The organism is Microbacterium murale (assembly GCF_014635185.1).
Classification (GTDB): domain Bacteria; phylum Actinomycetota; class Actinomycetes; order Actinomycetales; family Microbacteriaceae; genus Microbacterium; species Microbacterium murale.
The window spans coordinates 1,133,510-1,156,380 of record NZ_BMCM01000001.1 but is presented as its reverse complement, the minus strand read 5'-3'; the positions used below and the strand labels follow the sequence as shown (position 1 = coordinate 1,156,380).

Sequence of the window (22,871 nt, the reverse complement as noted above, 5' to 3'; positions counted from 1 at the left end):
TGTGTCTCTTTCCACTACCGAATCAACCCTCGTTGCACCGGGCACCGAGTCGGCTCCCCGTCCCGAATACCCGCGGCCCGATCGCGACCGCTCGGAGCGCTGGGTGAACCTCAACGGAAGTTGGGACTTCGAGGCCGACGACATCCGGTCGCTCATCACTGTGCCGTTCGCGTGGGAGAGCGCGGCTTCGGGGGTGCGTCGTACCTGGCTGGAGCGCGGCGTCTACCGCCGTCAGGTCGTCGTTCCCGCCGAATGGGGCGGACGCCGTGTCGTGTTGAGCTTCGGCGCCGTGCACCACCGGGCCGTCGTGCGCATCGACGGCAGCCTCGTCGGCGAGCACGTCGGCGGCTACGAGTCGTTCGAGTTCGATGTCACCGATTTCGTGGTGCCCGGTGTCGCATCTGAGCTGATCGTCGAGGTCGACGCCCCGGCCGACAAACGGGCGATCGCGCATGGCAAGCAGCGATCCATTCCGCGTGATGACTATGACGGTGTCTCGTTCACACCGACCTCCGGGATCTGGCAGTCGGTGTGGCTCGAGGCCCGCGGGCGCACCTACGCGCGTGCCGTGTCGCTGCGTGGAGACAGCCTGACGGGGATCGATGTGGCCGTGTCGCTGGCGGGCGACCTCGTCGCCGGAACGGTCGTGCGCGCACAGGTGCCGGGCTCCGTGGTCGAGATGACGACGGATGCTGCAGGGCAGGCGTCTGCGCGCATCGAGATCGCGGAACCGCGGCTGTGGTCACCGGCGGATCCGCATCTGTATCGCGTCGAGATCCTCGTCGGCGGCGGGGACACGGCCGACCGAGTGATCGCGACAACGGGGCTCCGGCGCATCGAGACGCGCGGCGAGGAGCTCGTGCTGAACGGATCCCGCCTGTACGTGCGCGGCGTGCTGGATCAGGGCTACTGGCCCGACACCGGCCTCACTGCCCCCGACGCCGAGGCGCTGCACCGTGACATCGCACTCTCCCGCGAGCTCGGCTACAACCTCGTGCGCAAGCACCTCAAATTCGAAGATCCGATCTGGCTGCACGAGGCAGATCGCACCGGAATGCTCGTCTGGGCGGAGCCCGCCTGCCCGAGTCGTTTCTCGGATGCCGCTGCAGATGCCTTCGAAGCACAGCTTCCGGCGATGGTTGAACGTGACGGCAACCACCCGAGCATCATCATCTGGGGTCTATACAACGAGGAATGGGGCCTCGACTGGGACATCCCGGGCAGCGCGTCGAGGGCCGAGGCCGCCGAGCGCGCGTACGATCTGCTGCGGGCGCTGGACGACTCTCGACCCATCGTCGAGAACTCCGGTTGGGCGCATGTGAAGAGCGACCTCGTCGATTGGCACTACTACGAGCCCGACATCGCGACCTGGAAACAGGTCGTCGCCGACCTCGCCGACGGAACCCGCGAAGAATTTCCCGTTCGGCTCGGACCGGACTTCACCGTCGACAAGTCGTTCTACGGGTCTTCCTCGTTCCCGCGGACAGGCGTGCCGATCCTGAACAGCGAGTACGGCGAGGGCTTCACCAGCCTTGAGCGCGCCTGGCATCTGCGATGGGAGACCCAGGAGCTGCGCCGGCATGATCGCTACTCCGGCTACGTCTACACGGAGTTCTCCGACGTCGAACACGAATGCGCCGGTCTGCTGACCGAGGGTCGCCGCACCAAGGACTGGGGCGGATGCGACCCTGCCGATGTCAACGCCGACACGGTGTTTGTCTTGGATCTCGTACCGGAACGTGCCGGCGCAGATCTCGCGCTGCCGGTCGCCGGGTTCGAACTCGGAGTTCATGTCTCGCATCACGGAGATGCCCCGCTTTCGCTCTCGATTCATGGCGCGTGGGTCTCTGCCGGGTCGCCGATGGATGCTGCACGGGCGGCCGACGTGGTCTCGACGTCGCGGCTCGACGTCAAACCTTTCGAGCTCTCGGGTGCCGTGCCACTCGCTGTGCCCGCGACGGGCACAGCCGGCAGGTTCCTGATCTGGGCGACGGATGTCGACGAGACGGTGGTCGCGCGCGCCTATCTGGATGCGGCCGAGGTCGAAGCGCCGAACCGCCGCGGTGCACGGACGGACGAGTTCGCCTGACCGCGGCGACTCGCACACGAGGCGAAGGAGCGCCTGCACCCCGATGTCAACCCCGCGCCGAGGCCGTCCAAGCGACGTAGGGTCGAAGAGAGCGGACCGCCCGAGAAGCCCTCCCGGTGAAGTGCCCGCTCGGGAGGGAGCCTTCTCATGGCTCAGTACGACGTTTCGGAACGCTCGGCGATCGTCACAGGGGCAGGCAGCGGAATCGGCAAGTCCGCCGCGATGCTTCTCGCGCAGAACGGCGCATCGGTGGTCGTGAACGACCTGAACGCAGAGGCCGCCCAGTCCGTGGTCGACGACATCCGCGCCGCGGGCGGTGTCGCAGAGGCATCCGCCGGTGACGCGACCGACAGCGCGTGGATCGCTTCATCCGTCGAGCTCGCGAACACACTCGCGCCGTTGCGGATCGGCGTGAACAACGCCGGCATCGGTGGAGCCGCCGCGCCGACCGCCGAGTACGGCGACGACGACTGGGACAAGGTCATCGCGATCAACCTCAACGCGGTCTTCCGCAACATGAAGGCGCAGATCCCGTCGATCCTCAGCAACGGCGGCGGCTCGGTCGTGAACATCGCATCGATCCTCGGCAGCGTCGGCTTCGCCACCTCGCCGGCCTACGTCGCGGCCAAGCACGGCGTCGTCGGCATGACCAAGACGGCCGCGCTGGAGTACTCAGCGCAGGGCGTGCGGGTGAACTCGGTCGGACCGGGCTTCATCGACACTCCCCTGCTGGCGCAGATGGATGCCGATGCGAAGGAGTTCCTCGTGTCGAAGCATCCGATCGGCCGGCTCGGAAAGGCCGACGAGGTCGCGCACCTCATCGCCTTCCTCGCGAGCGACGCCGCAAGCTTCATCACCGGCAGCTACCACCTCGTCGACGGCGGATACACGGCGCCCTGACCGGCGACAGGTGAAGCATGTGGATCGGCTGGGTCGAGTTCGACGTGCTGCTGGGAGACGTGTACTCCCTGAAGGAGAAGCGCAGCGTCATCCGCCCGCTGATCGCCGACCTGTCCCGCCGCACGGAGGCAGCCGCAGCCGAGGTCGGCTCCCACGACCTGCACCGACGCACGGCGATCGGCCTGTCGGTGGTCGGGGCGGAGATCGCGCACGTCCGAGGCGTCTTGGATCGCGCAGAGCGGATGCTGGCGGAAGAGCATCCGGAAGTCACCCTGCTGGCGACCCGAAGAGGCCTGCACTCCAGCGAAGACTGAGGCCCGCACGCCTGCCTGAACCAGACAGCACGCGCGAGCCTCAGTCAAGGGACGCCAAGACTCAGCGCCGCCGCCAGACCATCACGACTCCGGCCCCGACGATCGACAGCCCCGCCGCACCGAGGAAGAGCCACGAGAACCCTCCCGTGAGCGCTTCCGCCGTCGACGCCCCGCCCGCTTCCAGTGACGCAGTCCGCAGGCCCGCGATCGTGCCGAGCACAGCGAGCCCGACGGCTCCACCGATCTGCTGGCTGGTATTGATGAGCCCTCCTGCGAGCCCCGCCTCACCGCCCTCGACTCCTTCGACAGCCAGCTGCGTCGTGGCGACGAACCCACCGCCGAGTCCCACACCGATGAGCAGCGTCGGTCCGAGTAGCTGCGTCAGGAAGACAGCATCCGATGGCGCAAGCGCGAGCCAGACCAGTCCGGCGGCCAAGACGAGCAGCGACACGGCCAGCACCGGCCTGGTGCCCAGGCGGCCGATCAAGGACGGGACGACACCGGCGACGAGCACGAGCGCACCGGCGAGCGGCAGCTGGGTCAGACCAGCGGTGAGCGCGTCGTAGCCGAGCACGGCCTGCATGTACACCGACAGGGCGAAGAACAGCGCGACCATCGCGGCACCGGCCAGCAGCATCACGATGTTGCCGAGTGCGAGATCACGGTTGCGGAACACCGCCAGCGGCACGAGGGGGTCGGCGCTGCGACGCTCGACCGCGACGAACACCACGCCGAGTACGACAGCAACCGCGAAGAGCACGAGAGGCAGCGGATGCTGGAACCCGAGCCGCTCCACCGCGCTGAGCGCGCCGACGAGAGCGACGAGCGCGGCGGTCACGGTGATCGCCCCGGCGGCATCCAGCCGTCCGGACGCACGGGCGCCGTCGCGGGAGACGAGAACGGGAATCGCGACCAGCACGATCACGCCGATCGGCACGTTCACGAAGAACACCGCCTGCCAGCCGAGCGTTGCGGTGAGGATGCCGCCGAGCAGCACCCCGGCCGCCGATCCGATGCCCGCGACCGCGCCCCACACGCCGAGCGCCTTGGTGCGCTCCTTCGCGTCGGGGAAGAGATGGGTGAGCAGCGCGAGCGCGGCCGGGGCGAGGAGCGCGGCGGATGCTCCCTGCACTGCGCGCGCGGCGAGCAGCATCTCACTCGAGAACGAGAGGCCGGCGAGCGCGGATGCTGCGACGAAGCCGGTCGTGCCGATCAGGAAGACGCGGCGGTGACCGTATCGGTCGGCGAGACGGCCGCCGAGCAGCAGCAGCCCGCCGAACGCGAGCACGTACGCGGTGATCACCCACGTGAGGGCTGCGGTGTCCATGCCGAGCTGCCGCCCGAGAACGGGGAGCGCGATATTAACGATCGAGGCGTCGAGCACGACGAGGAACTGCGCGAGCGCCAGGATGCTGAGGGCCAGCCAGCGGCGCGAACTGCGTGGCGCGGCGATGGTGGGTCGAACGGCGGTCGAGATCGTGTTCATGATGTCGTTCCTTTCAGTTGATGATGGATGAGTGACTCATCACTCACTCTTTTGGGCAAAGAAGTATGGGGACAGCACCGGGCGCGATCACGCCGGGTGGCTCATCCCCTTGGTCAGAAGCTTCGCCCACGCTTCGGGGCGACCGTCGAGCTGGGTCGTCACGATGAGGTGGCAGAGCTGCCCGTAGGCGATGAAGCGCTGCACGTCGTCATCCGCGCCGCCGGAGCGACTCTTCGCGAGCATCGTGACGCGTGCGAGTCCGGCGCGAAGCGCCTCGCCCACCACCGGGATGTCGGCGACCGACTGCGCATGCACCTGCAGCATGAGCAGGGTGCGGTCGCTGATCAGCCGCGCGTATGCGTCGCCCATCGCATCGAGGATGTTGTCGGGAGTCTGGTCGCCCGCGGCATCCGCCCCCTCTTCCAGTGCCGCAATGATCGCGTCGAAGCACGCTTCGAGTGCGGCGATGAAGAGCGCCTCCTTGCCGGCGTAGAGCTTGAAGACGTAGGCCGGGGAGATCTTCGCCTCCCGCGCGACGTCGGCGACGGTCGTGGCGTAGTAGCCGCCGCGCGCGAACTCCGCCAGCGCCGCGGCCGCGACGATAGGCCGTCGCGCATCGGCTGTGGAAAGGATCGAACTGCGAGTCGTTGCCATATGAGTGACTGTACACTCACTCTTCTCAGGAGGCAACCAGAGTGCAGGCGCGGATCACAGCTCTTCGGCGATCTCCTTGATCGCGGCGAGGCGACGATCCCAGTCGCGTCCGATCGCGTCGAGGCGCTGAGCAGTCGCGCTGAGCTCGGCACCGATCACGCGGAATCGAAGTTCGCGGCCGGCCCGCACCGGCTCGACGAGGCCGACCTCCTGCAGCACCGCGAGGTGTTTCGCGATGGCCTGGCGACTGACGGGGAGGCGCCCGGCGAGGGCGGATGCCGAAGCATCCCCCTCGCCGAGTGCCTGCAGGATGCTCCACCGCGTCTCGTCCGCGAGTGCCGCGAACATGGGAGCGAGGGTGTCTGTGCTCACGCGTCACCCTTGGTCGTGTCGCGCTCCACCAGCGCCACCAGCTTGTCGAGCTCTTCGTTCCACCCGGTGCGGTGGCTCTCGAGGTTCTCGAGCGGCGCGGACGTGTTCTCGAAGCCGGTCTCGATCACGTCGAGCTGCGTGCCGCCGTCGACCTCGTCGAGAGTGAAGGTGAAGACGGTCGAGCCCTTCTCCTGCACCTGCTCCGGAAGCGAACCGAGCGCATCGTCGTTGTTCCAGCGGTAGGCGACGCGGCGCGGTTCATCCCACTCCTCCACCCGCAGCGGGATGGAGCCGTAGTCCGAGAAGGTCATCGTGCCTGCGGCGCCGACACCGACGCCGTCGAGCACGGTGCGGCCGAACCAGCGGGAGATGTACTCGGGCTGCGTGATCGCCTGCCACACCTTCTCGACGGGCGCGTTGATGCGGATGCTTCGGCGCACCGTGAACGAGTTCTCGTCGACGACGGATGCCGGGTTCTCAGTCATGCTCACCATGATGGTTCCTTTCAGGATCTTTCGCTGGCCGATCGACCAACTGCAATCTCATGGTTGCACTACTTCCTTGTTACTGCAACCCTTAAGTTGCAGTTGGCGTGGTGAGGATTTCCGCACCGTCGTCGGTGATCGCGATCGTGTGCTCACTGTGCGCCGTGCGGCTACCGGTCGCGCTCCGCAGCGTCCAGCCGTCGGCGTCCGTGACGAGCGCGTCAGTGTCGGCCATCACCCACGGTTCGAGGGCGAGCAGCAGACCGGGGCGCAGTTTGTACCCTCTGCCGGGCCGGCCGTCGTTGGCGACGAGCGGGTCCTGATGCATCGTCGATCCGATGCCGTGGCCGCCGAACTCCATGTTGATCGCGTAGCCGGCATCGCCGAGCACGGAGCCGATGGCGTGCGAGAGGTCGCCGATGCGGGCGCCGGGACGAGCCGCGGCGATACCCGCGGCGAGCGCGCGCTCGGTCGCGTCGATCATCGCGAGGCTCTCCGGCGGCCGTGCGTCACCGACGATGAAGCTGATCGCGGCGTCGGCCGAGATCCCGCGGAGCGTGACGGCCAGATCGAGGGTGAGCAGATCACCGTCGGCCAGACGGTAGTCGTGCGGCATGCCGTGCAGCACCGCATCGTTCACCGCCGTGCAGATGTAGTGACCGAACGGTCCACGCCCGAACGAAGGGGCGTAGTCGACGTAGCAGGACTGCGCACCGGCATCCGTGATCATCTCCTTCGCCCAGCGATCGATGTCGAGCAGGCTCACGCCGACCGTACTGCGCGCCTTCAACGACTGCAGGATGTCTGCGACGAGCGCGCCCGCATCCCTGGCGCGAGCGAGTTCGGCAGATGTCAGGATCTCGATCATCCAATAACTATACCGGTGTTGTCATACCGGTATTAGAATCGGAACATGATGGTCAGGATGTCGCTCTCCGCCGCGGAGATCGAACGAGGTGAGCGCCTCGGCGCCATCCTGCGTCAGGCACGAGGTGCACGCACGATGCTCGACGTCGCACTCGACGCCGGCGTCTCCCCCGAGACGCTGCGCAAGATCGAGACCGGCCGCGTCGCGACACCCGCCTTCCCGACGATCGCTGCGATCGCCCATGTACTCGGACTCTCGCTCGACACGGTCTGGGGCGAGATCAGTGCTCCCGAACCGACCCGCCGCACCCCGCGCGAGCAACTCGCGTCCTAGATCAGATCGGCCCGAACATGGGCGATCCTTTCGCCCGCTAACGTGACGTCGAATGTTCCGCCGGTCTGCCCGCCCGGGAAGTCTCCGGTGAAGTCGACCTCGACGTGCAGGAAGCCGTCGCGCGGCTCCGCACCGACGAGCCGCGTCTGCGTGTTGTAGCCGATGAAATACGTGTCGAAGTAGCGGCCGACACCCTCGTGCCCCTCGAAGACCTCCCCGACGGAGGGGTCGTCGAGCACAGCATCCGCCGTGAAGAACGAGAGGAACTCGGCCCTGCCGTGCGTGTTGGCTGCGGTGATCCACTCAGCGATGACGGCATCCTGGGTGATGGTCGATTCTGACAAGGGGTTCTCCTCCGATTGCGTGGAGATGATCGGGATGATCACGTCTGTCTTCGACTCTGAACCCCGTCTGCGCGTCGCACCAGGGAGCGGTGCACCCTGGTTGCGAGGTCGCCGGCGCGGGATGCTGTTCATAATCCCCCACTCTGAATGGAGCCCCACATGCCTGTTGATTCCCCCGCCCTCGCCACCGCCCGCACCCAGGCGCTCGAGGTCCGCGCGCTCTACGAGATCCTCGAGAAGCGGTTCAACGGCAAGACCTGGTCGCTGCATGAGCTGATGATCGGCTTCTCGAACGACGTCGGCTACATCGGCCGTCTTCTGCTCGCCGATGAGGGCACATGGGCGATCGACGGAGATCCGCGAGCCGAGTTGACGCACAAGCTGGCGGAATCGATGTGGTGGACGTTCGTGCTCGCCGACAGGCTCGGCATCGACATGGACGAGGCGTACGGCGACACCCTGTCGAGCATCCGCACGAACCTCGAAGCCACCATCGCCCGCACGGAGAGTTGACGCGACTACCGTGGGCAACATGGCATCTCCCGCTGGCCCTCTCGGAGAGTTCCTGCGCGCGCAGCGGTCTCGCATCACGCCCGCGGATGTCGGCCTGCCGGATGTGGGCGGCAGGCGGGTGAGCGGGTTGCGGCGCGAAGAGGTGGCGGTGCTCGCCGGCGTCAGTGCCGACTATTACGCCCGTCTCGAGCAGGGCAGAGAGCGCACTCCCTCCACGCCGGTCGTCGAGGCTTTGGCGACGGCACTGCGTCTCAGCCCGGATGCCAGGAATCACGTGTTCCGGCTCGCTCGGCTCTCGCCGGGGGCGCAGCCCGTCCCCGGGCCCGTGAGCGACGAGCTCATGCAGTTGATGGATGCCTTCCCGCATGCGGCGGCGTACGTCATCGATCCCGGCTTCCAGATCATCGCCGCCAATGCGACCGCGCGAGCGCTGCTCGGAGAGTCGCAGCTCGCCCATGGGGCGATGGACTTCGTGTTCCTCGATCCTGCTGCGCGGGCGTACTTCCAGAACTGGGATCTTGTCGCTCGCGCCGCGGTCAGCGCGCTTCGCCTCGCGGCCGGCTTCAGCCCGCCGCACCCGGCCGTCCTGCCGCTCATCACGCGACTCCGCGCCGAATCTGCCGAGTTCGTCGGCTACTGGGAAGATCACACGGTCGCCGGTCTCAGCATGACCGAGAAGACGATCAACCATCCTGACGTCGGCCGTCTCACGCTCACGTATCAGACGCTCGATGTGCGGGATGCTCCTGGCCAGCAGCTCACCGTCGCCACGGCCACGCCAGGTAGTCCGAGTGCGGATGCCCTGGCGCTGCTCGGGGCGCTCGAGGCGACGCGGAGTTCGCACGGCTGAGCGATCGGCGCATCCCACGGTTCAGGCCGCGATGTCGAAGCGTGCACGTCCGCCGAGCCTGGGGGTGCGGGCGGGATCGACATGGGTGGGTGGGATGAACCAGACGCGAGCATTCACACCGGCGCCGTCGATATAGATCTCCCATCCGTTGTCGTGGATGCGATGGTGACAGCTCTCGCACAGGAGTATTCCGTTGGAGAGGTCGGTTCGCCCGTGATGGCGTTTCCACCATCGCATGTGGTGCGCCTTGACCATCTCGGGTGGGAGGTTGCACATGGCGCATCCGCCGTCGCGCTCGGCAAGAGCGAGGCGTTGCGCCTTGGTGAAGAAGCGCTTCTTCCGACCCCAGTCGAGGATCTCGCTGTCCCCGCCGAGAACACAGGGGATCACGCCGCCGTCGGCGGCCATGCGTCGGGCGGCAGCTGCGCTGATCGGCTGGTCGATGCCATCGATCGTCGCGGTTCCCGTCGCCGATTCCAGGTCGTCGAGGTGCATCCGGACGATCACGGTGGCTCCCGCGAGGGGAAGCTTCTCGCTCTTGCAGCCGAGCACGTGCGCACAGAACAGGGCGAGCGCGTCGGCCTGCAGCATCGGCACCGTGCGGTGGTCGGCATCCGGCGCATCCGGATCGGGTGCGGCCTTGCGGGCTGCGAATGCGGCGCTCACATATCCGCGAAGCGCGGCGACGATCGGAGCACCGGTCTCGACATCGAAGTTGCCGTTGAGATGCAACCGGCCGCCGCGCTCGAAGAAGGTCAGTGATCGCTTGCCCCGCTGCTCGTCCTCTCGCGGCTCGACGCCATCAGGATCCAGCCATGCCTCGACCCGCACGACGAGTCGGCGGATCTCATCGAGCGCGAGCCCAGGAGCCGCGTCGACCAACAACCGCTCACCTTCGGCCGTGCGCTCAGGCCCGGCTGCGATGCGGCACCGCTCGAGCACCGCGATGATCAACGCGGCCGCTTGCGCGCTGAGGGTTCCTGCCGCCAACGCCTCGCTCACCAGCGGATACTTCGCCGGCAACCTGGCACCGAGCAGATCGGTGCGTGCGGCTGTCGCCTCGCCCACCTTGATCAGGCGGATGGCGTCACCCATCGAGACCCCCGTTGCGGCCGCGATCAACTTCGCCGGCGTGCGGAATCCCTGCTGCTTCGCCAAAGAGTCCGCGCCCAGCTCCGTACGCGACTCACTCGCGATCCCCGCTGCGACACCGACGTGCACAGCATCCAGTCGACGCTGCAGCACGCCGATCGCATTCGTGACCGCGATCAACTGATCTCTCGAAAGATCGTTCGAGTCACCAGCATCCGCCCAGGCCTCGTCGAGGCGAGAGATCGCCTCGTGCAGACCCGTCAGCTTTGACATGCTTCAACGATACCGCACCCATATGCGTTTGTCGAACATTAATTCGAATCGGTGGACAACTTGCGCAGAATTGAGGATCGATCGCCGCGCCTGGGTTCACACGCCTTCGAAGTTAAATCCGAACAAGATTCGGTGAGGAAAGGCGACGCGAAGGCGTTGCGGTCGCTCAGCGCCGACGCCGCTCCAACACCCCGGCACACACGATCGCCACCACTCCGGCGATCGGCACGACGAGCAGACCCGCGCGAAGCCCGGCGTTGTCGGCGATGAATCCGACGAACGGCGGCGAGAGCAGGAAGCCCAGTCGCAGCAACCACGACACGATCGTGAGACCGGCGCCGTGCCGGAGGCCCGGGAGCGCATCTGCGGCCTGCATCGCCGCGGGGATGAGCGTGGCGCTGCCGAACCCGGCCACCGCGAAGCCCAGGATCGTGCCGGGGATCGTCGGGAAAGCCAAAGCCAGCCCCATTCCGACGGCGATGAGGAGTCCGCCGGCCTGCGCGACGGCACGCTGCCCGAAGCGATCAACCATGCGGTCGCCGATGATCCGTCCGATGAACTGCGCCCCGACGAGAGCGATGTATCCGGTGGTGGCGATCGCTGCCGGGGCTGCGAGATCCGCGCCCAGGTAGAGGGTCGCCCACGACATTCCGGCATCCTCGACGATGGCGCCGGCGATCGCGAGCAGCACGAGCGCGACTATGACGAACACGGTCTTCCCCGTGATGCCGCGGCGCAACGCACCGCCGATCTCCGATCCGCCGGCGATCGCGTCCTCCTCCGTCACGTCGTCGCGCCCCGGCAGACACATCCGCAGCGCGACGAGCGAGAGCACGCAGAACACGACGGCAGAGATGCCGAGATGGATGCCGATGGGCAGGGCCAGTGCGATCGCCGCGGCCGACATCGATCCGCCGAGCACCGCGCCGATCGACCAGATCGCGTGGAAGGAGTTGATGATCGAGCGTCCGTAGCCGCGCTGCACGCGAAGACTGTGCGTGTTCTGCCCGACGTCGGTGATGGCATCCGCCGCACCGCCGAGGAAGAGTCCGAGGGCGAAGAACAGTGCCGACGGTGCAAGACCCGCCGCGAGGATCCCGAGGCTGGTGAGGATCGTGCCGACCACGGCCACCTTCGCCGATCCGAAGCGGCGGATGAGCACGGCGGCTCCGAGTCCTGCGACCATCGCGCCGGCGGGGAACGCCGCGATCGCGAGTCCGTAGGCGGCGGCGTCGAGGCTGAGCTGCACCTTGATCTCGGGGTAGCGCGGCAGGATGTTGGCGAACAGCGCACCGTTCGTGAGGAACAGCAGCGCGACGCCGACGCGTGCGCGGCGCACGGCCGGGGCGACGGTAGTCGTGCTGGGCATATGCACCAGCCTATGCGGGGTCGCGGATGCCTCAGCCCCGCAGCACCGAATCCAGCAGCCCGGGGAACAGGGCATCGAGGTCGTCGCGCCGTAGCGTCAGCATCCGCCGGCGTCCGTTGGGTTCGTTGCGGATGACGCCGGCCTCGCGCAGCACCTTCATGAAGTGCGACTTGGTCGACTTCGGCAGGTTCGGGTCGGTAGCGTGGCAGGCGGCCATGTCGAGCGGCCCGTCGGCGAGCTGGCGCGCGATCGCAAGGCGCTCGGGGTCGCTGAGCGCGAAGAGCACGTCCGTCAGCTGGATATCGGAGCGCTCCGGATGCTGCAGATCACCGGGCATGGTTCGATAATAGTTGAACAATTGCTGATGGGCGAGTACGCTCCGATAGTTCGATGATTCTCGAACCCAGAGATTCGAAGCAACAGGTTCTCGAACCGAGGAGCGCGCATGACCACGACCGAACCGATCACCATCCGGCAGACCCGCTCAACCGCCGCGCCTTTCACTCGCACTGCCCGCATACGGTTCGGGTTCGCGCTGGCCGTGGTGGCGCAGATCCTGATGATGACGGGCGCGAGCGCACCGTCGCCGTTCTATCCGGTGCTCGCCGAGCAGGTCGGCTTCGCTGCGATCGTGATCACCGCCGTGTTCGCTGTCTACGCCATCGCACTGCTGCTCACGCTGCTCACGGCCGGGTCACTGTCGGATCATGTCGGCCGCCGCCCGGTCGCGATCGTCGGGTTCGTGCTGCTCGCGGGCAGCATGCTGCTCTTCTCGCACGCGGACTCCGTGGCGCTGCTCTTCTTGGCACGCATCATCCAGGGCATCGCGAGCGGACTCCTGCTCTCGGCGCTCTCGGCGGCTGTGCTCGACCTCGCGCATCCCGCCCGCCCGGCGACCGCGGCGCTGTGGAATGCGCTAGCTCCCGGAATCGGGCTCGCGACCGGCGCCCTCCTGTCGGGAGTCGCACTCGATGTCATGGGCGAACCGCTGCTCGACGTGTTCGGGCCGCTCACCGCCGCGTATGTCATCCTCGCGGTGCTGTTCTTCTTCGCACCCGAGACAGCGCCGAGGAAGCCGGGCGTCTGGGCCTCGCTGCAGTTCCGCCTCTCGGTTCCGCAGGCAATCCGCGCGGACTTCTGGCGCGCCGCTCCCGCCATCGTCGCGGGCTGGGCGACCGGAGGCCTGTTCCTCTCCCTCGGCGCGAACATCGTCCACAACGAGCTCGGCGGCATCGCGCACATCTGGCAGGGCCTCGGCGTCGCGATCCTCACCGGGGTCGGGGCGATCACGGCGTTCATCCTGCGCAAGCGCTCTCCACGCACGATCACGATCTTCGGCACCGCAGCCCTCGCCGCCGGCACGGCCCTGTCGCTCGGGGCGCTCGCGCTGGGATCGCTTCCCGCGTATCTCATCGCCGCCGGCGTGACCGGCATGGGGTTCGGCACCGCGTTCTCCGGTGTGATCGCGTCGCTCGCGCCCCGCATCCCCGCGACCGAGCGCGCCGACACGTTCGCCGTCATCTTCCTTCTCGCGTATCTCGCGTTCGGCGTTCCTGCCGTGATCGCGGGGACGCTGGTGGGCGTCGTCGGGCTCGGCGCGGTGTGCGTCGGATACGGCGTGGTCGTCATCGCGCTCTCGGTGCTCGCGCTGGTGTTCCGGGTGCGCAGCAAGGGATGAGGACGCTGGTGAACGCTCCGCTCACCGCGAGGGAAGGTGCAGCGGCCTGAACCCGTTCATGTTCAACGCGAGCGCCCATGGTCCGGCCCCGAGTTTGATGATCTCTCGGTTCAACCGTGCTTCGTGTTTCAAGAACAGTTCGGCCTGGGCATCTGCTCGCAGATCTTGCTTCGCACCGATCCAGACCGATCGGATGCCGTGAGTGAGATACGCCTCAAGCTCGGCGGGGCGGGTGCGTATCCGACGATCTCGCGTGATCACGATGAAACCTCGAGCGCCGACAATGGGCATCCACTCAAGGTCGAGTGCGCCGAGCGGAATCTCCGGTAAGGCTTCATGACCCGGATATACGAAATCTGTCCGGCCCTGACGAACAAGGGTCTTCGCGAGGCCCAGGGCGTTCTCGTCGGCGAAGTACACCGGCGAGAACGGGCTCATCATGCCGCCCGGTCGCGGCCCGCGATGAGCTCGAAACGGATCGCCTCATCGACCTGCTGGGCAGTGAGGTCATAGAGGTCGGCAAGCTCTTCGCGCCCGGCGCCCGCGCTGTACTCCTCAGCGAGCGCGTCCGTGCGGACGTTTCGAACAGCGGGCTGACCGAAGGTACGAGCAGGATCCATCACGACGAACGGGGTACGTGGATCTGGCCTGAATCGTCCAACGGCTCCGTCCTCATACTCGACTGCGTGCTGGAACCGCTCGGTGGCCTCCGTCGCCATGCTCTGCCCGTTCCGGACGACGACCAGTTGCAACGATCGATCGAGTCCCACGCGATCTTGTACTACTCGTACGAGTTCTCGCCCTTCGACCTCCAGGAATGGTCGCGCGAGCGCCAGCGGATAGCGTCCGAATTCACCCCGAAGTTGCTCGACTGCCGGTCGCAACCTCTGAACAGACACGTCCTGCCTGCGGAACTCCGCCAACAGTCGCGCCTCGACCATCTCGCCCCACGTCACGACGTCGTCACCGATCGGCTGTTCCCTGAGCACAGGGTCGTAGAACTTCCCTGCCCGCGAATAACCCTCGAGCCAACGACGAGATGTCCCAGCGTGCAGCCCGACCAGACGGTCCACGTCTGCATAGGAGTAGAGCGCCCGATCGAGCATCGAAATGGCCATGACCCCATGATGACACCGCCAGAGGGCGTCGTCGGGATCTGTGGACAAGTCCGCCGCTTCGTGCGGTTGACGAGGCCTCACCTCCCGCGGAGGAACTCCTCGACCTCGACCGCGGTCGGAGCCGTCGTCGGTCCACGACGCGTGACCTTGATCGCGGCTGCGGCGTTGGCGCGTCGGCAGGCATCCACCCACATCACGCCGACGGCGATGCCGGCCAGCAACGCGCCCGTGTGCGTGTCACCGGCACCGTTCGTGTCGACGGGGGTTTGCGGAAAGCCCGGCACATAGGTGCTCTCGCCGTGCGCATGCACCGCACACCCTTCGGCGCCGTCGCGCACGATGGTGACCGCCCCGGCACGCATCAGCGGAGTGAGCGCGCGGGCATGGGCCACAATTTCGCGTTCGGATGCTCCGGCCGGCGCTTCGACCGGAACAGACCGCGCGGCCAGTAGATCGGTCGCTTCCTCCGCATTGCCGGTCCACACGTCGGTGCGGGCGAGCATTGTGTCGCGCACGTCGGCGGGCAGCGCGGCGAAGGCGGCCCCGGGGTCGAGGACGACGGCAGCGTCCTGGGGAAGTGTCCTCAACCAGGCCAGCAACGGGTCGCGGGTCTGCGCGACGGCGAGCGAGTATCCGGTGACGCAGACGAGATCGCCGGGCTGCACGTCGGCGGTCGCGAGCGACTCGACTGTGATCTCGCGCTCCGCCCCCAGCGTCGTGACGAAGGTGCGCTCTGCCGTGGGTTCGATCAGCACGACGCACACCCCGGTGTCCTGCGTGGTCACCGGAGGAGCGGATGCTGCGATGCCGTCGGCATCCAGCGCCTCGCGGATCAGATCGCCGTAAGGGCCGGTGCCGATCGCTCCGGCGTGCAGGCACTCGGCGCCCAGGCGGGCCGCCGCGAGCAGCACGGTGACAGAGCCACCGGCATACTCGGCGACCGAGTCGGCCATGAGGTTCTGCCCGCGCGCGGGGAGGTCTGCCACTTCGATGACCAGGTCGACCAGCGCCTGTCCGGTGTGGATCACCCGCGGTCGGTGCGCATCCTGCGCGAGTCGGTCATCGGTCTCGGCACGGCTGCGCATGCGGACAGCCTATCCATCGGGATCCGCGCTCATCGAAGCATCTGCCACTCGCACGGCCTCGGCCAGCTTTGGGAAACTCTCGGTGATGGTGCGCCAGAGCAGGTCGGCATCCATCCGGTCATAATGGTGCACGACGAAGTCGCGCTGCCGAGCCGCCTGCCGCCAGATCGGGCCCCGGAAGCCTTCCGGGTCGGCGGCGATAAGACGCTTTGCAAGGTCACCGACTCTGTTGGAGAGCGCCTCGAAGGCCAACGAGACGGCTGGGTCCGAGTCGAAGGCCTCGCGCCCACGCGCCGCCAATTCAGACGCGGTGCCGAGCGTGGCGCGGAGATCGTCGAACCAACGCGGAATGCGCTCGACCGGATTCACAGCGGCACCGCCTCGTTCAGAATGCGTGCATCGCGTTTCGGGTCGAGCGATGCAACGGAAACTGCAGCGACGGGGACGCCGACAAGCATCTCGATGTCCATCTCGAACTGGGCGATGTCGAACAGCGTCGCATCGTCGGCAGTGACCAGAAGATCGAGATCACTGTCCGCGGCTTGATCGCCACGCGCCACCGATCCGTACACCTGGACGTCGCGGAGGTGCGCCGCCTGTGCAAGGCGTTCAATCAGCGGGCCGAGCTGGCGTAGACGCTCGACGGTGACGTGTGCCGGTTCGCGATCGGAAACCCGCTGGTACTCGTCCACCGAGAGCAGAACCACCTCGGGCTTGCGGTGCGAGCCGATGGCGACAGGAGCGGCAGCAGGATTGTCACGCAGCCCCGCGATGAGACGCGACAGACCGGCGCGCGCGTCGGCGACTGAGAGGACCTCCATGCCCGCACCTCCTGTACATGAATATGTACAAGTTTAACCGATACATCGTCGCGACGGCACGGCAACCCTGAATGAGCGCATCCTTGCTCAGGTTTAGCCACCCTAAACCTGAGTAACGAGCATCTCTCGCAACTCCACCGCCTCTGACGCAGCCATCGAATACGAGTGCTCGGCCGCCGGATACGCCCCCGACCGCACGTCTTCCGCGTACGCAGCGACCCCGGCGACAGCATCCGCCCGCAGATCCGCGTAGCGCTTCACGAACTTCGCAGCCCCGCCGTCGTACAGCCCGAGCAGGTCGTGGAAGACGAGCACCTGGCCGTCGGCATCCGCCCCGGCGCCGATCCCGATCACCGGAATCCGCATGAGCGGCTTTAGTGCGGCAGTCACCTCCGAAGGCACGGCTTCGATGACGAGCATTGAGCATCCGGCATCCTGCAGGGCCAGCGCGTCGTCGATCACCGCACGTGCCGCGTCGGCCGTGCGGCCTTGCGCGCGGTAGCCGCCGAGGGCCGTGGCGGTCTGCGGGGTGAGGCCGACGTGTCCGACAACAGGGATCCCCGCGCCGACGAGAGCGCGAGCACGGTCGACCGAGGTGCCGCCGCGCTCGATCTTCACGAGGTCGCAGCCGGCCTCTTTGATGAAGCGCTGCGCCGTGGCGATCGCCAGGGAATCGGATGCTTCGTACGACCCGAACGGCAGATCGCCGACGAGCAGCGGAGTCGTCAGTCCGCGTCGTACCGCGCGCGTGAGCATGAGCATCTCGTCGACGGTGACGGGCACGGTGCTGTCGTAGCCGAGCACCGTCATCGCGCCCGAGTCGCCGACGAGCACGACATCGACGCCCGCGGCCTCGACGATCTGCGCGCCAGGATGGTCGTAGGCGGTGACCATGACGATCGGCTCACCGGCATCCTTCTTCTCGACGAGGCTCGGCAGGGTGACCCGCTTGCGCGTCGTCGCGTGCACGCTCATGCGTGGGCCTCCGTCAGCAGCCGATCGACGACGTCGTCGACCTGGATAATCGTGTTCGTGCGGTCGACGTGCACGACGACGGGTTCGTAGGTCTCGAGGTCTTCGCGCGAGTAGTCGGCGTAGGAGATGACGATGATCGTGTCGCCGGCGTGCACGAGGCGGGCGGCGGCGCCGTTGACCTGGATGACGCCGGATCCGCGCTCTCCCGCGATCGTGTAGGTCTCGAAGCGGGCACCGTTGTTCACATCGACGACGTGCACCTGCTCGTGCGCGAGGATGTCGGCGGCCTCGAGCAGGTCGGGGTCGATCGTGATCGAGCCGACGTAGTTCAGGTCGCTGCCGGTGATGGTGGCGCGGTGGATCTTCGACTTCAGCATGGTGCGGCGCATCAGGCGCTCCGTTTCAGGATGTGGTTGTCGATCAGTCGGGCAGCGCCCACGCGGGCGGCGACGGCGAGAAGCGCGTCGTCTTCCACGCTCGTGACGGTCTGCAACGTGAGGGCATCGCGGAGCTCGAGGTACTCGGGCGTGACGCCGGCCGCGTCGAGTACGTCGCGCGCCGCCGAAAGGATGCTGTCGCCGTCGCTCTCGCCCGACTCGTGCTGCGCGGCCGCCGCGTCGAGCGCACGGTTGAGCGCGGTCGCCTGCGCGCGGGCCGCAGGGTCGAGGTAGACGTTGCGCGAGCTCATGGCGAGCCCGTCGGCTTCGCGCACGATCGGGCACGCCTCGATGCGCACGTCGAGATCGAGGTCGCGTACGAGGCGCCGGACGACGGCGATCTGCTGCGCATCCTTCTGTCCGAAGTAGGCGACATCGGGGCGGACGATGCCGAACAGCTTGGCGACGACGGTCGCGACGCCGTGGAAGTGGTGCGGTCCGCGGGCCGCACCGTCGAGCATCTCGGTGACACCCGAGACGTGGATGCTGGTGCCGAAGCCGTCCGGATAGATCTCCGCAGCGTCGGGGGCGAAGAGAATGTCGACGCCCTCCTGCTCTGCGCGCGCGGCGTCATCCTGTTCATTGCGGGGATAGCTGCTGAGGTCTTCGTTCGCGCCGAACTGGGTCGGGTTGACGAAGAGCGAGACGACAACGAGGTCGTTCTGCCGGCGCGCTTGTTGCATCAGCGAAGCGTGGCCGTCGTGGAAGGCGCCCATCGTGGGGACGAGGCCGACTCTTTGGCCCGCGCGTCTGGCGTTCTCGACGACGGCGCGCACTTCGGGGACCGTGCGGAGGATTCTCATACCGCCACCTTCTGTCGCGCGATCGCGCGGGTGGCCGTGACGAGTTCGTCGAAGAGGCTCGTCAGCGCGAGGTCGGCTTCATCGACGGCCGCGCGCTGGCGAGTGATTGTGACCTCGTCGCCGCGGGCGATCGGGCCGGTGAGGGATGCTGTCGAGCCGCTGCTCTGCCAGTTGTCGACCGTGCGGCGGAGGAGCGGGGCGAGGAGGTCGCGCACCTCATCGCCGGGGATGCCGGCGGATGCTGCGAGCTGCTCGGCAGCGTCGAGCACGGTGAGGACGAAATTCGAGGCGAACGACGCGGCGGCGTGGTAGCCGGCGCGGTGGGGGTCGTCGACCTCGAAGGGCCGAGCGCCGAGGGTGCGGGCGAGCTGTTCTGCGATGTTCTTGTCTTCGGGTGTGCGGCCGGCAATGGCCGCGCCGATGCCGTGGAACACGTCGGCAGACTCGGTGCCGGTGAACGTCTGCAGCGGGTGGATGCTGAAGTCGACGTCGTCGAGCGGGGTGGCGCCGGAGACGTGGCCGATTCGGGTTGCGTGCGGGCGGGCAGCGGATGCCGCTTCGGAGATCGCGGCGTCGGGGACGCAGAGGAGCGCGATGTCCGCGTCGGGGATCTCATCGCCGCGACGGAGGGGGCCGTGGACGGTGAGGCCATCCGCACGGAACGCCCGCGCGAGCACGCCACCAAGACGGCCGGCGCCGATGATGGCGATGGTCGTTTCAGGCGCGAGAGCAGTGGGTGGATTCATGGTGATTCTTGGACCGGAGGTGGGAGGCTCAGATGCCACGAGTATCCGCCCGCTCGGCGTGTCGCGCCAAATCCGAGAGCAATATGCGCAGGTAGATACGTGTCATTCTTGTTGCTTTGGCTTCTGCCCCGCGTTCTGACTGGGCATATTGATTTCTGGCCACGCTCGTGCGAAAGCTCAAGCGCTCAAGTACGGATCTGCCGGATCGACCAGTTTGTCGCAGACTGGAAGCATGAGCGACATCCTCGACACGCTTCCGTCGGATGCCACGCACCGCGACGCCGAGCGCGTCTTCACCGAGGCGGGTTGGACGGCGTGCGGTGCCGGAGACTGGGCGATCGCGCTGCGCTCTCCCGACGGCGCTCCTGGACGCACGATGGCGGTGCGCATCAGTCCCTTCGATCCGACCGGCCCGTACACGGCTGCGCTGTATCGCGAGGCCGCGCACACGCGTCAGGTGCCGCAGCTCTTCGCCCATCGACGCCTCGTCGGCGGCGGGGATCTGCAGGTGATGGAGTGGCTCGAGGCTGTGGACGAGGCGGACGCGATCGAGTTCCACCAGTACATCGAGAACCGCGATGAGTCCGTCGCCGAATTGGTCGACATCGTCCGTCGCATCCACGAGCGAGCGCTGCAGGAGCTGCCGTGGTGCGGACCGCTCGACCAGAATCCGTCGAATGTGATGCGCGGATCCGACGGCCGCCTCGTGGTCTGCGACCTCTTCTACGCCGACGGGCCGGACCTCTACGCGACGGCTGCCGCGCATCCCGAGGTCGTCGCCGAGCGGATTCCTGAGAGCGAACGCCGCTTCATGACCGAGATCCCGCTGGCCGCTTCTGGCCCCTGGGATGCCGCGGAGCGGGAGAGCATGCGAGCCGGGTTGGCGGAGGCGGATGGCCGAGAGCGCACCGATCCCGACGTCAGTGGTTCCGACTGATCGCCGCCGTCTCCGCCGCGGTGTACGTCCCCTCCGGGTACAGATCGGGAACGTGCGTCGAGACGAACTCCGTGAGCTCTCTCACCACGCGCCGAATGTCGTCACCCGCATAGTGCGTGCGTTCCCAACTCGCGTACAGCGCACAGCGCATGGCCTCCCCTCGGTGCTGCAGAGGACGTGTGACGAGCCCGAATCGAGGCGGCTCGACGACCACGCATGGCCCGTGCCCGGCGGCCGATCGCGCCTGGATGATCGGAGCATCCGCCCCGAGGCTCGCCATCTCCAGCGACCATCCCTCGCCCTCCGCGACCTGTTGGATCTGCGCCCAGGCTGCCGACCCTCGACCCGAGGTGAGGAAGGGACCCGCGAGCAGGTCTTTCAATTCGATCTGCTCGCCGTCGGCGAGCGGATGCGACGCGGGCAGCTGGCACAGCAGCGGGAGCGTCATCACGCGAGTGCCGCGCAGCCGAGAGGCCGGTGGACTGGTCGTCACGGCGAGGTCGGCTCCGGTGCGCAGCCGGTCGTAGGTCTCGGTGGGTGTCGCGATCATCACGTCGGAGATCGGGCCACCCTCGGCGATGAACGGCGCGAGCACGAGCACGCTGGTCATCTCGGGCGAGGCGACGACGAACGAGCGCTGCTCCTGCACGATGCCGGTCATCACCTCGCGCGCGCGACGACCTCGGCGCACGAGGTCGCGGGCCATAGGCTCGAGGCGCTCACCGGCGTAGGTCGTCATCATTCCATTCGGCATGCGGCGGAACAGCGCGGCACCCACCTGCCGCTCGAGCGAGGCGATCTGCCGCGACACGGTCGGCTGCGTGCGGATGAGTCGTTCGGCCGCCAGGCTCACCGATCCGCTGTCGATGACCGCGACGAACGCTTCCAGCTCCCGTTCCCCGTACATGCACAAAGCGTATATCCATACCCGCTTTTCTCATTGGACGGGCATGACGGAGTGCCGTCAAGATGGCCTGAACCCGATCCCGAAAGCTCTTCCCCCGATAGAGAGGGCCGACTATGGCCACTTCGCACACTGAGATCTCCCCGGCTCGTCAACGACGATCCATGGTCGGCGCCTTCGTCGGCACCGCGATCGAGTGGTACGACTTCTACATCTTCGGCACGGCCGCCGCGCTCGTGTTCGGTCGCGTCTTCTACCCCGATGTCGCTCCGGGGGCGGCGCTGCTGGCATCGTTTGCGACCTTCTGGGTCGGTTTCCTCATGCGTCCCGTCGGCGGCCTCGTCTTCGGGCACTTCGGCGACAAGCTCGGCCGCAAGAACGTGCTCGTCATCACCCTGATCATGATGGGCGCCGCGACGACTCTGATCGGTCTGCTGCCGACGTTCGCGCAGATCGGGATGCTGGCACCGATCCTGCTCGTCGTGCTCCGCGGCCTGCAGGGCTTCGCGGTCGGCGGCGAGTGGGGTGGGGCCGTGCTCCTGTCCACCGAGAACGCCCGGCCAGAGAAGAAGGGCCTCGCCGGCGCGTGGGTGCAGCAGGGGTCTCCTGCCGGATCCATCCTCGCCACCCTGATGTTCCTCCTCGTAGGCCTGCTGCCCGATGAGCAGTTCCTCTCGTGGGGCTGGCGCATCCCCTTCCTGGTCTCCGCGATCCTCGTGGTCGTCGGTCTCGTCATCCGCCTGAAGGTCGAGGAGTCACCCGACTTCGTCGCGGCGAAGGAGAGGCAGGAAGTCGTGAGCGCGCCGGTGCTCGTCGCTCTCCGCACGGCTCCGATCTTCATCGGGCTCGGCGTCCTGGCATCCGTCATGGGCATCTCGAACGCCTACTTCTCGAACACGTTCCTGCTTTCCTGGACGACCGGGTCGCTGGGACTTGATCGTCAGCTGATGCTCAACATCCTGCTGGGCATGGCGTTGCTCCAGTTCATCTGGCAGCCGATCGCCGCGAAGATCGCCGAGCGCTTCGGCATCGCCAGGGTCATGCTCACCGGGCTCGTGTTCAGCGTGCTGCTGACCGTCCCGTACTTCCTGGCCATCCAGGCGGCGTCTCCCCTGTGGATCACCGTCACGCTCTACGCCACGATCCTCGGCAGCACCGCGTACTACGCACTACTGGCGACGTTCCTCGCGTCGGCCTTCCCCGCCCGCATCCGGTACTCGGGAGTCTCGCTCGCCTATCAGCTGTGCGCCACGATCTTCGGCGGTTCGACGCCGCTGGTCGCGCAGTGGATCCTGAACTCCAGCGGTGGCAGCGTCTGGGCGGTCGCGGTGTTCTACGCCGTGATGATCCTCGTCACGATCGGCGGCGTCTGGGGTCTGCAGCGTCAGATCGTGCGTCAGGTGGAGCGGGAGACTGCGGTCTGAC

At 67.3% G+C, this 22,871-nt stretch carries 28 protein-coding genes; 9 read left to right on the top strand and 19 right to left on the bottom strand.

Annotated elements, in window-relative coordinates; translation table 11 throughout:
* Nucleotide 1: 1 nt before the first annotated feature.
* From IEV67_RS05635 to IEV67_RS05625, 3 genes are all read left to right on the top strand, one after another.
* Nucleotides 2-2,089 carry a glycoside hydrolase family 2 protein gene (locus tag IEV67_RS05635; protein WP_188435540.1) on the top strand — a complete coding sequence of 696 codons (2,088 nt, stop codon included), beginning with the start codon at nt 2-4 and terminating at the stop codon, nt 2,087-2,089.
* A gap of 147 nt (nt 2,090-2,236) precedes the next feature.
* Nucleotides 2,237-2,989, top strand: a complete 753-nt coding sequence (locus IEV67_RS05630) for an SDR family NAD(P)-dependent oxidoreductase (RefSeq protein ID WP_188435539.1) — start codon at nt 2,237-2,239, stop codon at nt 2,987-2,989.
* Nucleotides 2,990-3,006: 17 nt separating this feature from the next.
* Nucleotides 3,007-3,303 (top strand): DUF503 domain-containing protein, encoded by a 297-nt coding sequence (locus IEV67_RS05625; RefSeq protein ID WP_188435538.1) that lies wholly within the window; start codon nt 3,007-3,009, stop codon nt 3,301-3,303.
* A 61-nt stretch (nt 3,304-3,364) separates the two neighbouring features.
* On the opposite strand, the gene IEV67_RS05620 is transcribed toward IEV67_RS05625, so the two are convergent.
* The 5 genes from IEV67_RS05620 to map all read right to left on the bottom strand — a co-directional run bounded on the left by IEV67_RS05620 (nt 3,365) and on the right by map (nt 7,168).
* On the bottom strand, nt 3,365-4,789 hold the full coding sequence (locus tag IEV67_RS05620) for a DHA2 family efflux MFS transporter permease subunit (RefSeq protein ID WP_229702768.1): 1,425 nt from the start codon (nt 4,787-4,789) through the stop codon (nt 3,365-3,367).
* An 87-nt stretch (nt 4,790-4,876) separates the two neighbouring features.
* Nucleotides 4,877-5,443, bottom strand: a complete 567-nt coding sequence (locus IEV67_RS05615; protein WP_188435537.1) for a TetR/AcrR family transcriptional regulator — start codon at nt 5,441-5,443, stop codon at nt 4,877-4,879.
* A gap of 54 nt (nt 5,444-5,497) precedes the next feature.
* Nucleotides 5,498-5,815 (bottom strand): ArsR/SmtB family transcription factor, encoded by a 318-nt coding sequence (locus tag IEV67_RS05610; protein WP_373284438.1) that lies wholly within the window; start codon nt 5,813-5,815, stop codon nt 5,498-5,500.
* Nucleotides 5,812-6,309 (bottom strand): SRPBCC domain-containing protein, encoded by a 498-nt coding sequence (locus IEV67_RS05605; protein ID WP_188435536.1) that lies wholly within the window; start codon nt 6,307-6,309, stop codon nt 5,812-5,814. Before IEV67_RS05605 ends, IEV67_RS05610 begins: the two co-directional genes overlap by 4 nt.
* A gap of 82 nt (nt 6,310-6,391) precedes the next feature.
* Nucleotides 6,392-7,168: a type I methionyl aminopeptidase gene (gene map / locus IEV67_RS05600; protein WP_188435535.1), complete on the bottom strand. Its 777-nt coding sequence runs from the start codon at nt 7,166-7,168 to the stop codon at nt 6,392-6,394.
* A gap of 48 nt (nt 7,169-7,216) precedes the next feature.
* Between map and IEV67_RS05595 the strand changes: the two genes are divergently transcribed.
* Nucleotides 7,217-7,501 carry a helix-turn-helix domain-containing protein gene (locus IEV67_RS05595; RefSeq protein ID WP_188435766.1) on the top strand — a complete coding sequence of 95 codons (285 nt, stop codon included), beginning with the start codon at nt 7,217-7,219 and terminating at the stop codon, nt 7,499-7,501.
* Here IEV67_RS05595 and IEV67_RS05590 read toward each other — a convergent pair.
* Nucleotides 7,498-7,845, bottom strand: coding sequence for a nuclear transport factor 2 family protein (locus tag IEV67_RS05590; protein ID WP_188435534.1), 348 nt, complete (start codon nt 7,843-7,845; stop codon nt 7,498-7,500). The genes IEV67_RS05595 and IEV67_RS05590 overlap by 4 nt on opposite strands.
* A gap of 159 nt (nt 7,846-8,004) precedes the next feature.
* On the opposite strand from IEV67_RS05590, the gene IEV67_RS05585 reads away from it, so the two are divergent.
* Both IEV67_RS05585 and IEV67_RS05580 read left to right on the top strand, forming a co-directional pair.
* Nucleotides 8,005-8,358, top strand: a complete 354-nt coding sequence (locus IEV67_RS05585) for a nucleoside triphosphate pyrophosphohydrolase family protein (protein WP_229702767.1) — start codon at nt 8,005-8,007, stop codon at nt 8,356-8,358.
* 19 nt (nt 8,359-8,377) lie between these two features.
* A complete protein-coding gene (locus IEV67_RS05580; RefSeq protein WP_188435532.1) occupies nt 8,378-9,208 on the top strand; it encodes a helix-turn-helix transcriptional regulator in 831 nt (276 codons plus the stop codon).
* A gap of 21 nt (nt 9,209-9,229) precedes the next feature.
* Here the strand turns inward: IEV67_RS05580 and IEV67_RS05575 are convergent, their stop codons facing one another.
* From IEV67_RS05575 to IEV67_RS05565, 3 genes are all read right to left on the bottom strand, one after another.
* Nucleotides 9,230-10,573 (bottom strand): HNH endonuclease signature motif containing protein, encoded by a 1,344-nt coding sequence (locus IEV67_RS05575; protein ID WP_188435531.1) that lies wholly within the window; start codon nt 10,571-10,573, stop codon nt 9,230-9,232.
* A 166-nt stretch (nt 10,574-10,739) separates the two neighbouring features.
* Complete coding sequence (locus IEV67_RS05570; protein ID WP_188435530.1) at nt 10,740-11,942, bottom strand: MFS transporter; 1,203 nt, start codon at nt 11,940-11,942, stop codon at nt 10,740-10,742.
* 31 nt (nt 11,943-11,973) lie between these two features.
* Nucleotides 11,974-12,279 (bottom strand): ArsR/SmtB family transcription factor, encoded by a 306-nt coding sequence (locus tag IEV67_RS05565; RefSeq protein WP_188435529.1) that lies wholly within the window; start codon nt 12,277-12,279, stop codon nt 11,974-11,976.
* Between the two features lie 108 nt (nt 12,280-12,387).
* Between IEV67_RS05565 and IEV67_RS05560 the strand changes: the two genes are divergently transcribed.
* Nucleotides 12,388-13,620 carry an MFS transporter gene (locus tag IEV67_RS05560; RefSeq protein ID WP_188435528.1) on the top strand — a complete coding sequence of 411 codons (1,233 nt, stop codon included), beginning with the start codon at nt 12,388-12,390 and terminating at the stop codon, nt 13,618-13,620.
* Between the two features lie 21 nt (nt 13,621-13,641).
* Here the strand turns inward: IEV67_RS05560 and IEV67_RS05555 are convergent, their stop codons facing one another.
* The 9 genes from IEV67_RS05555 to IEV67_RS05515 form a co-directional block, all read right to left on the bottom strand.
* Complete coding sequence (locus IEV67_RS05555) at nt 13,642-14,058, bottom strand: PIN-like domain-containing protein (RefSeq protein ID WP_188435527.1); 417 nt, start codon at nt 14,056-14,058, stop codon at nt 13,642-13,644.
* Nucleotides 14,058-14,738, bottom strand: a complete 681-nt coding sequence (locus IEV67_RS05550) for a DUF433 domain-containing protein (RefSeq protein WP_188435526.1) — start codon at nt 14,736-14,738, stop codon at nt 14,058-14,060. Before IEV67_RS05550 ends, IEV67_RS05555 begins: the two co-directional genes overlap by 1 nt.
* A gap of 77 nt (nt 14,739-14,815) precedes the next feature.
* Entirely contained in the window at nt 14,816-15,823 is a 1,008-nt protein-coding gene (locus tag IEV67_RS05545; RefSeq protein ID WP_188435525.1) for a PfkB family carbohydrate kinase, read from the bottom strand.
* A gap of 9 nt (nt 15,824-15,832) precedes the next feature.
* Nucleotides 15,833-16,192, bottom strand: a complete 360-nt coding sequence (locus IEV67_RS05540) for a HepT-like ribonuclease domain-containing protein (RefSeq protein WP_188435524.1) — start codon at nt 16,190-16,192, stop codon at nt 15,833-15,835.
* Entirely contained in the window at nt 16,189-16,644 is a 456-nt protein-coding gene (locus tag IEV67_RS05535; protein WP_188435523.1) for a nucleotidyltransferase domain-containing protein, read from the bottom strand. The genes IEV67_RS05540 and IEV67_RS05535 overlap by 4 nt, the downstream gene beginning before the upstream one ends.
* A gap of 102 nt (nt 16,645-16,746) precedes the next feature.
* Nucleotides 16,747-17,619, bottom strand: coding sequence for a 3-methyl-2-oxobutanoate hydroxymethyltransferase (gene panB, locus IEV67_RS05530; RefSeq protein ID WP_188435522.1), 873 nt, complete (start codon nt 17,617-17,619; stop codon nt 16,747-16,749).
* Nucleotides 17,616-18,008, bottom strand: coding sequence for an aspartate 1-decarboxylase (gene panD / locus IEV67_RS05525; RefSeq protein WP_188435521.1), 393 nt, complete (start codon nt 18,006-18,008; stop codon nt 17,616-17,618). The genes panB and panD overlap by 4 nt, the downstream gene beginning before the upstream one ends.
* Entirely contained in the window at nt 18,008-18,859 is an 852-nt protein-coding gene (panC, locus tag IEV67_RS05520; RefSeq protein ID WP_188435520.1) for a pantoate--beta-alanine ligase, read from the bottom strand. Before panC ends, panD begins: the two co-directional genes overlap by 1 nt.
* Nucleotides 18,856-19,605, bottom strand: a complete 750-nt coding sequence (locus tag IEV67_RS05515) for a Rossmann-like and DUF2520 domain-containing protein (protein WP_188435519.1) — start codon at nt 19,603-19,605, stop codon at nt 18,856-18,858. Before IEV67_RS05515 ends, panC begins: the two co-directional genes overlap by 4 nt.
* A 232-nt stretch (nt 19,606-19,837) precedes the next feature.
* On the opposite strand from IEV67_RS05515, the gene IEV67_RS05510 reads away from it, so the two are divergent.
* Nucleotides 19,838-20,542, top strand: a complete 705-nt coding sequence (locus IEV67_RS05510) for a hypothetical protein (RefSeq protein ID WP_188435518.1) — start codon at nt 19,838-19,840, stop codon at nt 20,540-20,542.
* Here IEV67_RS05510 and IEV67_RS05505 read toward each other — a convergent pair.
* Complete coding sequence (locus tag IEV67_RS05505) at nt 20,526-21,449, bottom strand: LysR family transcriptional regulator (protein WP_188435517.1); 924 nt, start codon at nt 21,447-21,449, stop codon at nt 20,526-20,528. The two genes, IEV67_RS05510 and IEV67_RS05505, sit on opposite strands and share 17 nt — an antisense overlap.
* A 113-nt stretch (nt 21,450-21,562) precedes the next feature.
* Between IEV67_RS05505 and IEV67_RS05500 the strand changes: the two genes are divergently transcribed.
* On the top strand, nt 21,563-22,870 hold the full coding sequence (locus IEV67_RS05500) for an MFS transporter (protein ID WP_188435516.1): 1,308 nt from the start codon (nt 21,563-21,565) through the stop codon (nt 22,868-22,870).
* Nucleotide 22,871 lies beyond the last annotated feature (1 nt).

Bases quoted from the DNA above. Each gene is read 5' to 3' on its own strand.
- panB (WP_188435522.1), bottom strand. From the start codon at position 17,619: ATGAGCGTGCACGCGACGACGCGCAAGCGGGTCACCCTGCCGAGCCTC.
- IEV67_RS05505 (WP_188435517.1), bottom strand. From the start codon at position 21,449: ATGTACGGGGAACGGGAGCTGGAAGCGTTCGTCGCGGTCATCGACAGC.
- IEV67_RS05565 (WP_188435529.1), bottom strand. From the start codon at position 12,279: ATGCCCGGTGATCTGCAGCATCCGGAGCGCTCCGATATCCAGCTGACG.
- IEV67_RS05575 (WP_188435531.1), bottom strand. From the start codon at position 10,573: ATGTCAAAGCTGACGGGTCTGCACGAGGCGATCTCTCGCCTCGACGAG.
- IEV67_RS05620 (WP_229702768.1), bottom strand. From the start codon at position 4,789: ATGAACACGATCTCGACCGCCGTTCGACCCACCATCGCCGCGCCACGC.
- IEV67_RS05545 (WP_188435525.1), bottom strand. From the start codon at position 15,823: ATGCGCAGCCGTGCCGAGACCGATGACCGACTCGCGCAGGATGCGCAC.
- IEV67_RS05595 (WP_188435766.1), top strand. From the start codon at position 7,217: ATGGTCAGGATGTCGCTCTCCGCCGCGGAGATCGAACGAGGTGAGCGC.
- IEV67_RS05585 (WP_229702767.1), top strand. From the start codon at position 8,005: ATGCCTGTTGATTCCCCCGCCCTCGCCACCGCCCGCACCCAGGCGCTC.
- IEV67_RS05570 (WP_188435530.1), bottom strand. From the start codon at position 11,942: ATGCCCAGCACGACTACCGTCGCCCCGGCCGTGCGCCGCGCACGCGTC.
- IEV67_RS05500 (WP_188435516.1), top strand. From the start codon at position 21,563: ATGGCCACTTCGCACACTGAGATCTCCCCGGCTCGTCAACGACGATCC.
- map (WP_188435535.1), bottom strand. From the start codon at position 7,168: ATGATCGAGATCCTGACATCTGCCGAACTCGCTCGCGCCAGGGATGCG.
- panC (WP_188435520.1), bottom strand. From the start codon at position 18,859: ATGAGAATCCTCCGCACGGTCCCCGAAGTGCGCGCCGTCGTCGAGAAC.
- IEV67_RS05555 (WP_188435527.1), bottom strand. From the start codon at position 14,058: ATGAGCCCGTTCTCGCCGGTGTACTTCGCCGACGAGAACGCCCTGGGC.
- IEV67_RS05615 (WP_188435537.1), bottom strand. From the start codon at position 5,443: ATGGCAACGACTCGCAGTTCGATCCTTTCCACAGCCGATGCGCGACGG.
- IEV67_RS05630 (WP_188435539.1), top strand. From the start codon at position 2,237: ATGGCTCAGTACGACGTTTCGGAACGCTCGGCGATCGTCACAGGGGCA.
- IEV67_RS05560 (WP_188435528.1), top strand. From the start codon at position 12,388: ATGACCACGACCGAACCGATCACCATCCGGCAGACCCGCTCAACCGCC.
- IEV67_RS05510 (WP_188435518.1), top strand. From the start codon at position 19,838: ATGAGCGACATCCTCGACACGCTTCCGTCGGATGCCACGCACCGCGAC.
- IEV67_RS05625 (WP_188435538.1), top strand. From the start codon at position 3,007: ATGTGGATCGGCTGGGTCGAGTTCGACGTGCTGCTGGGAGACGTGTAC.
- IEV67_RS05550 (WP_188435526.1), bottom strand. From the start codon at position 14,738: ATGGCCATTTCGATGCTCGATCGGGCGCTCTACTCCTATGCAGACGTG.
- IEV67_RS05535 (WP_188435523.1), bottom strand. From the start codon at position 16,644: ATGGAGGTCCTCTCAGTCGCCGACGCGCGCGCCGGTCTGTCGCGTCTC.
- IEV67_RS05515 (WP_188435519.1), bottom strand. From the start codon at position 19,605: ATGAATCCACCCACTGCTCTCGCGCCTGAAACGACCATCGCCATCATC.
- IEV67_RS05605 (WP_188435536.1), bottom strand. From the start codon at position 6,309: ATGGTGAGCATGACTGAGAACCCGGCATCCGTCGTCGACGAGAACTCG.
- IEV67_RS05580 (WP_188435532.1), top strand. From the start codon at position 8,378: ATGGCATCTCCCGCTGGCCCTCTCGGAGAGTTCCTGCGCGCGCAGCGG.
- panD (WP_188435521.1), bottom strand. From the start codon at position 18,008: ATGCGCCGCACCATGCTGAAGTCGAAGATCCACCGCGCCACCATCACC.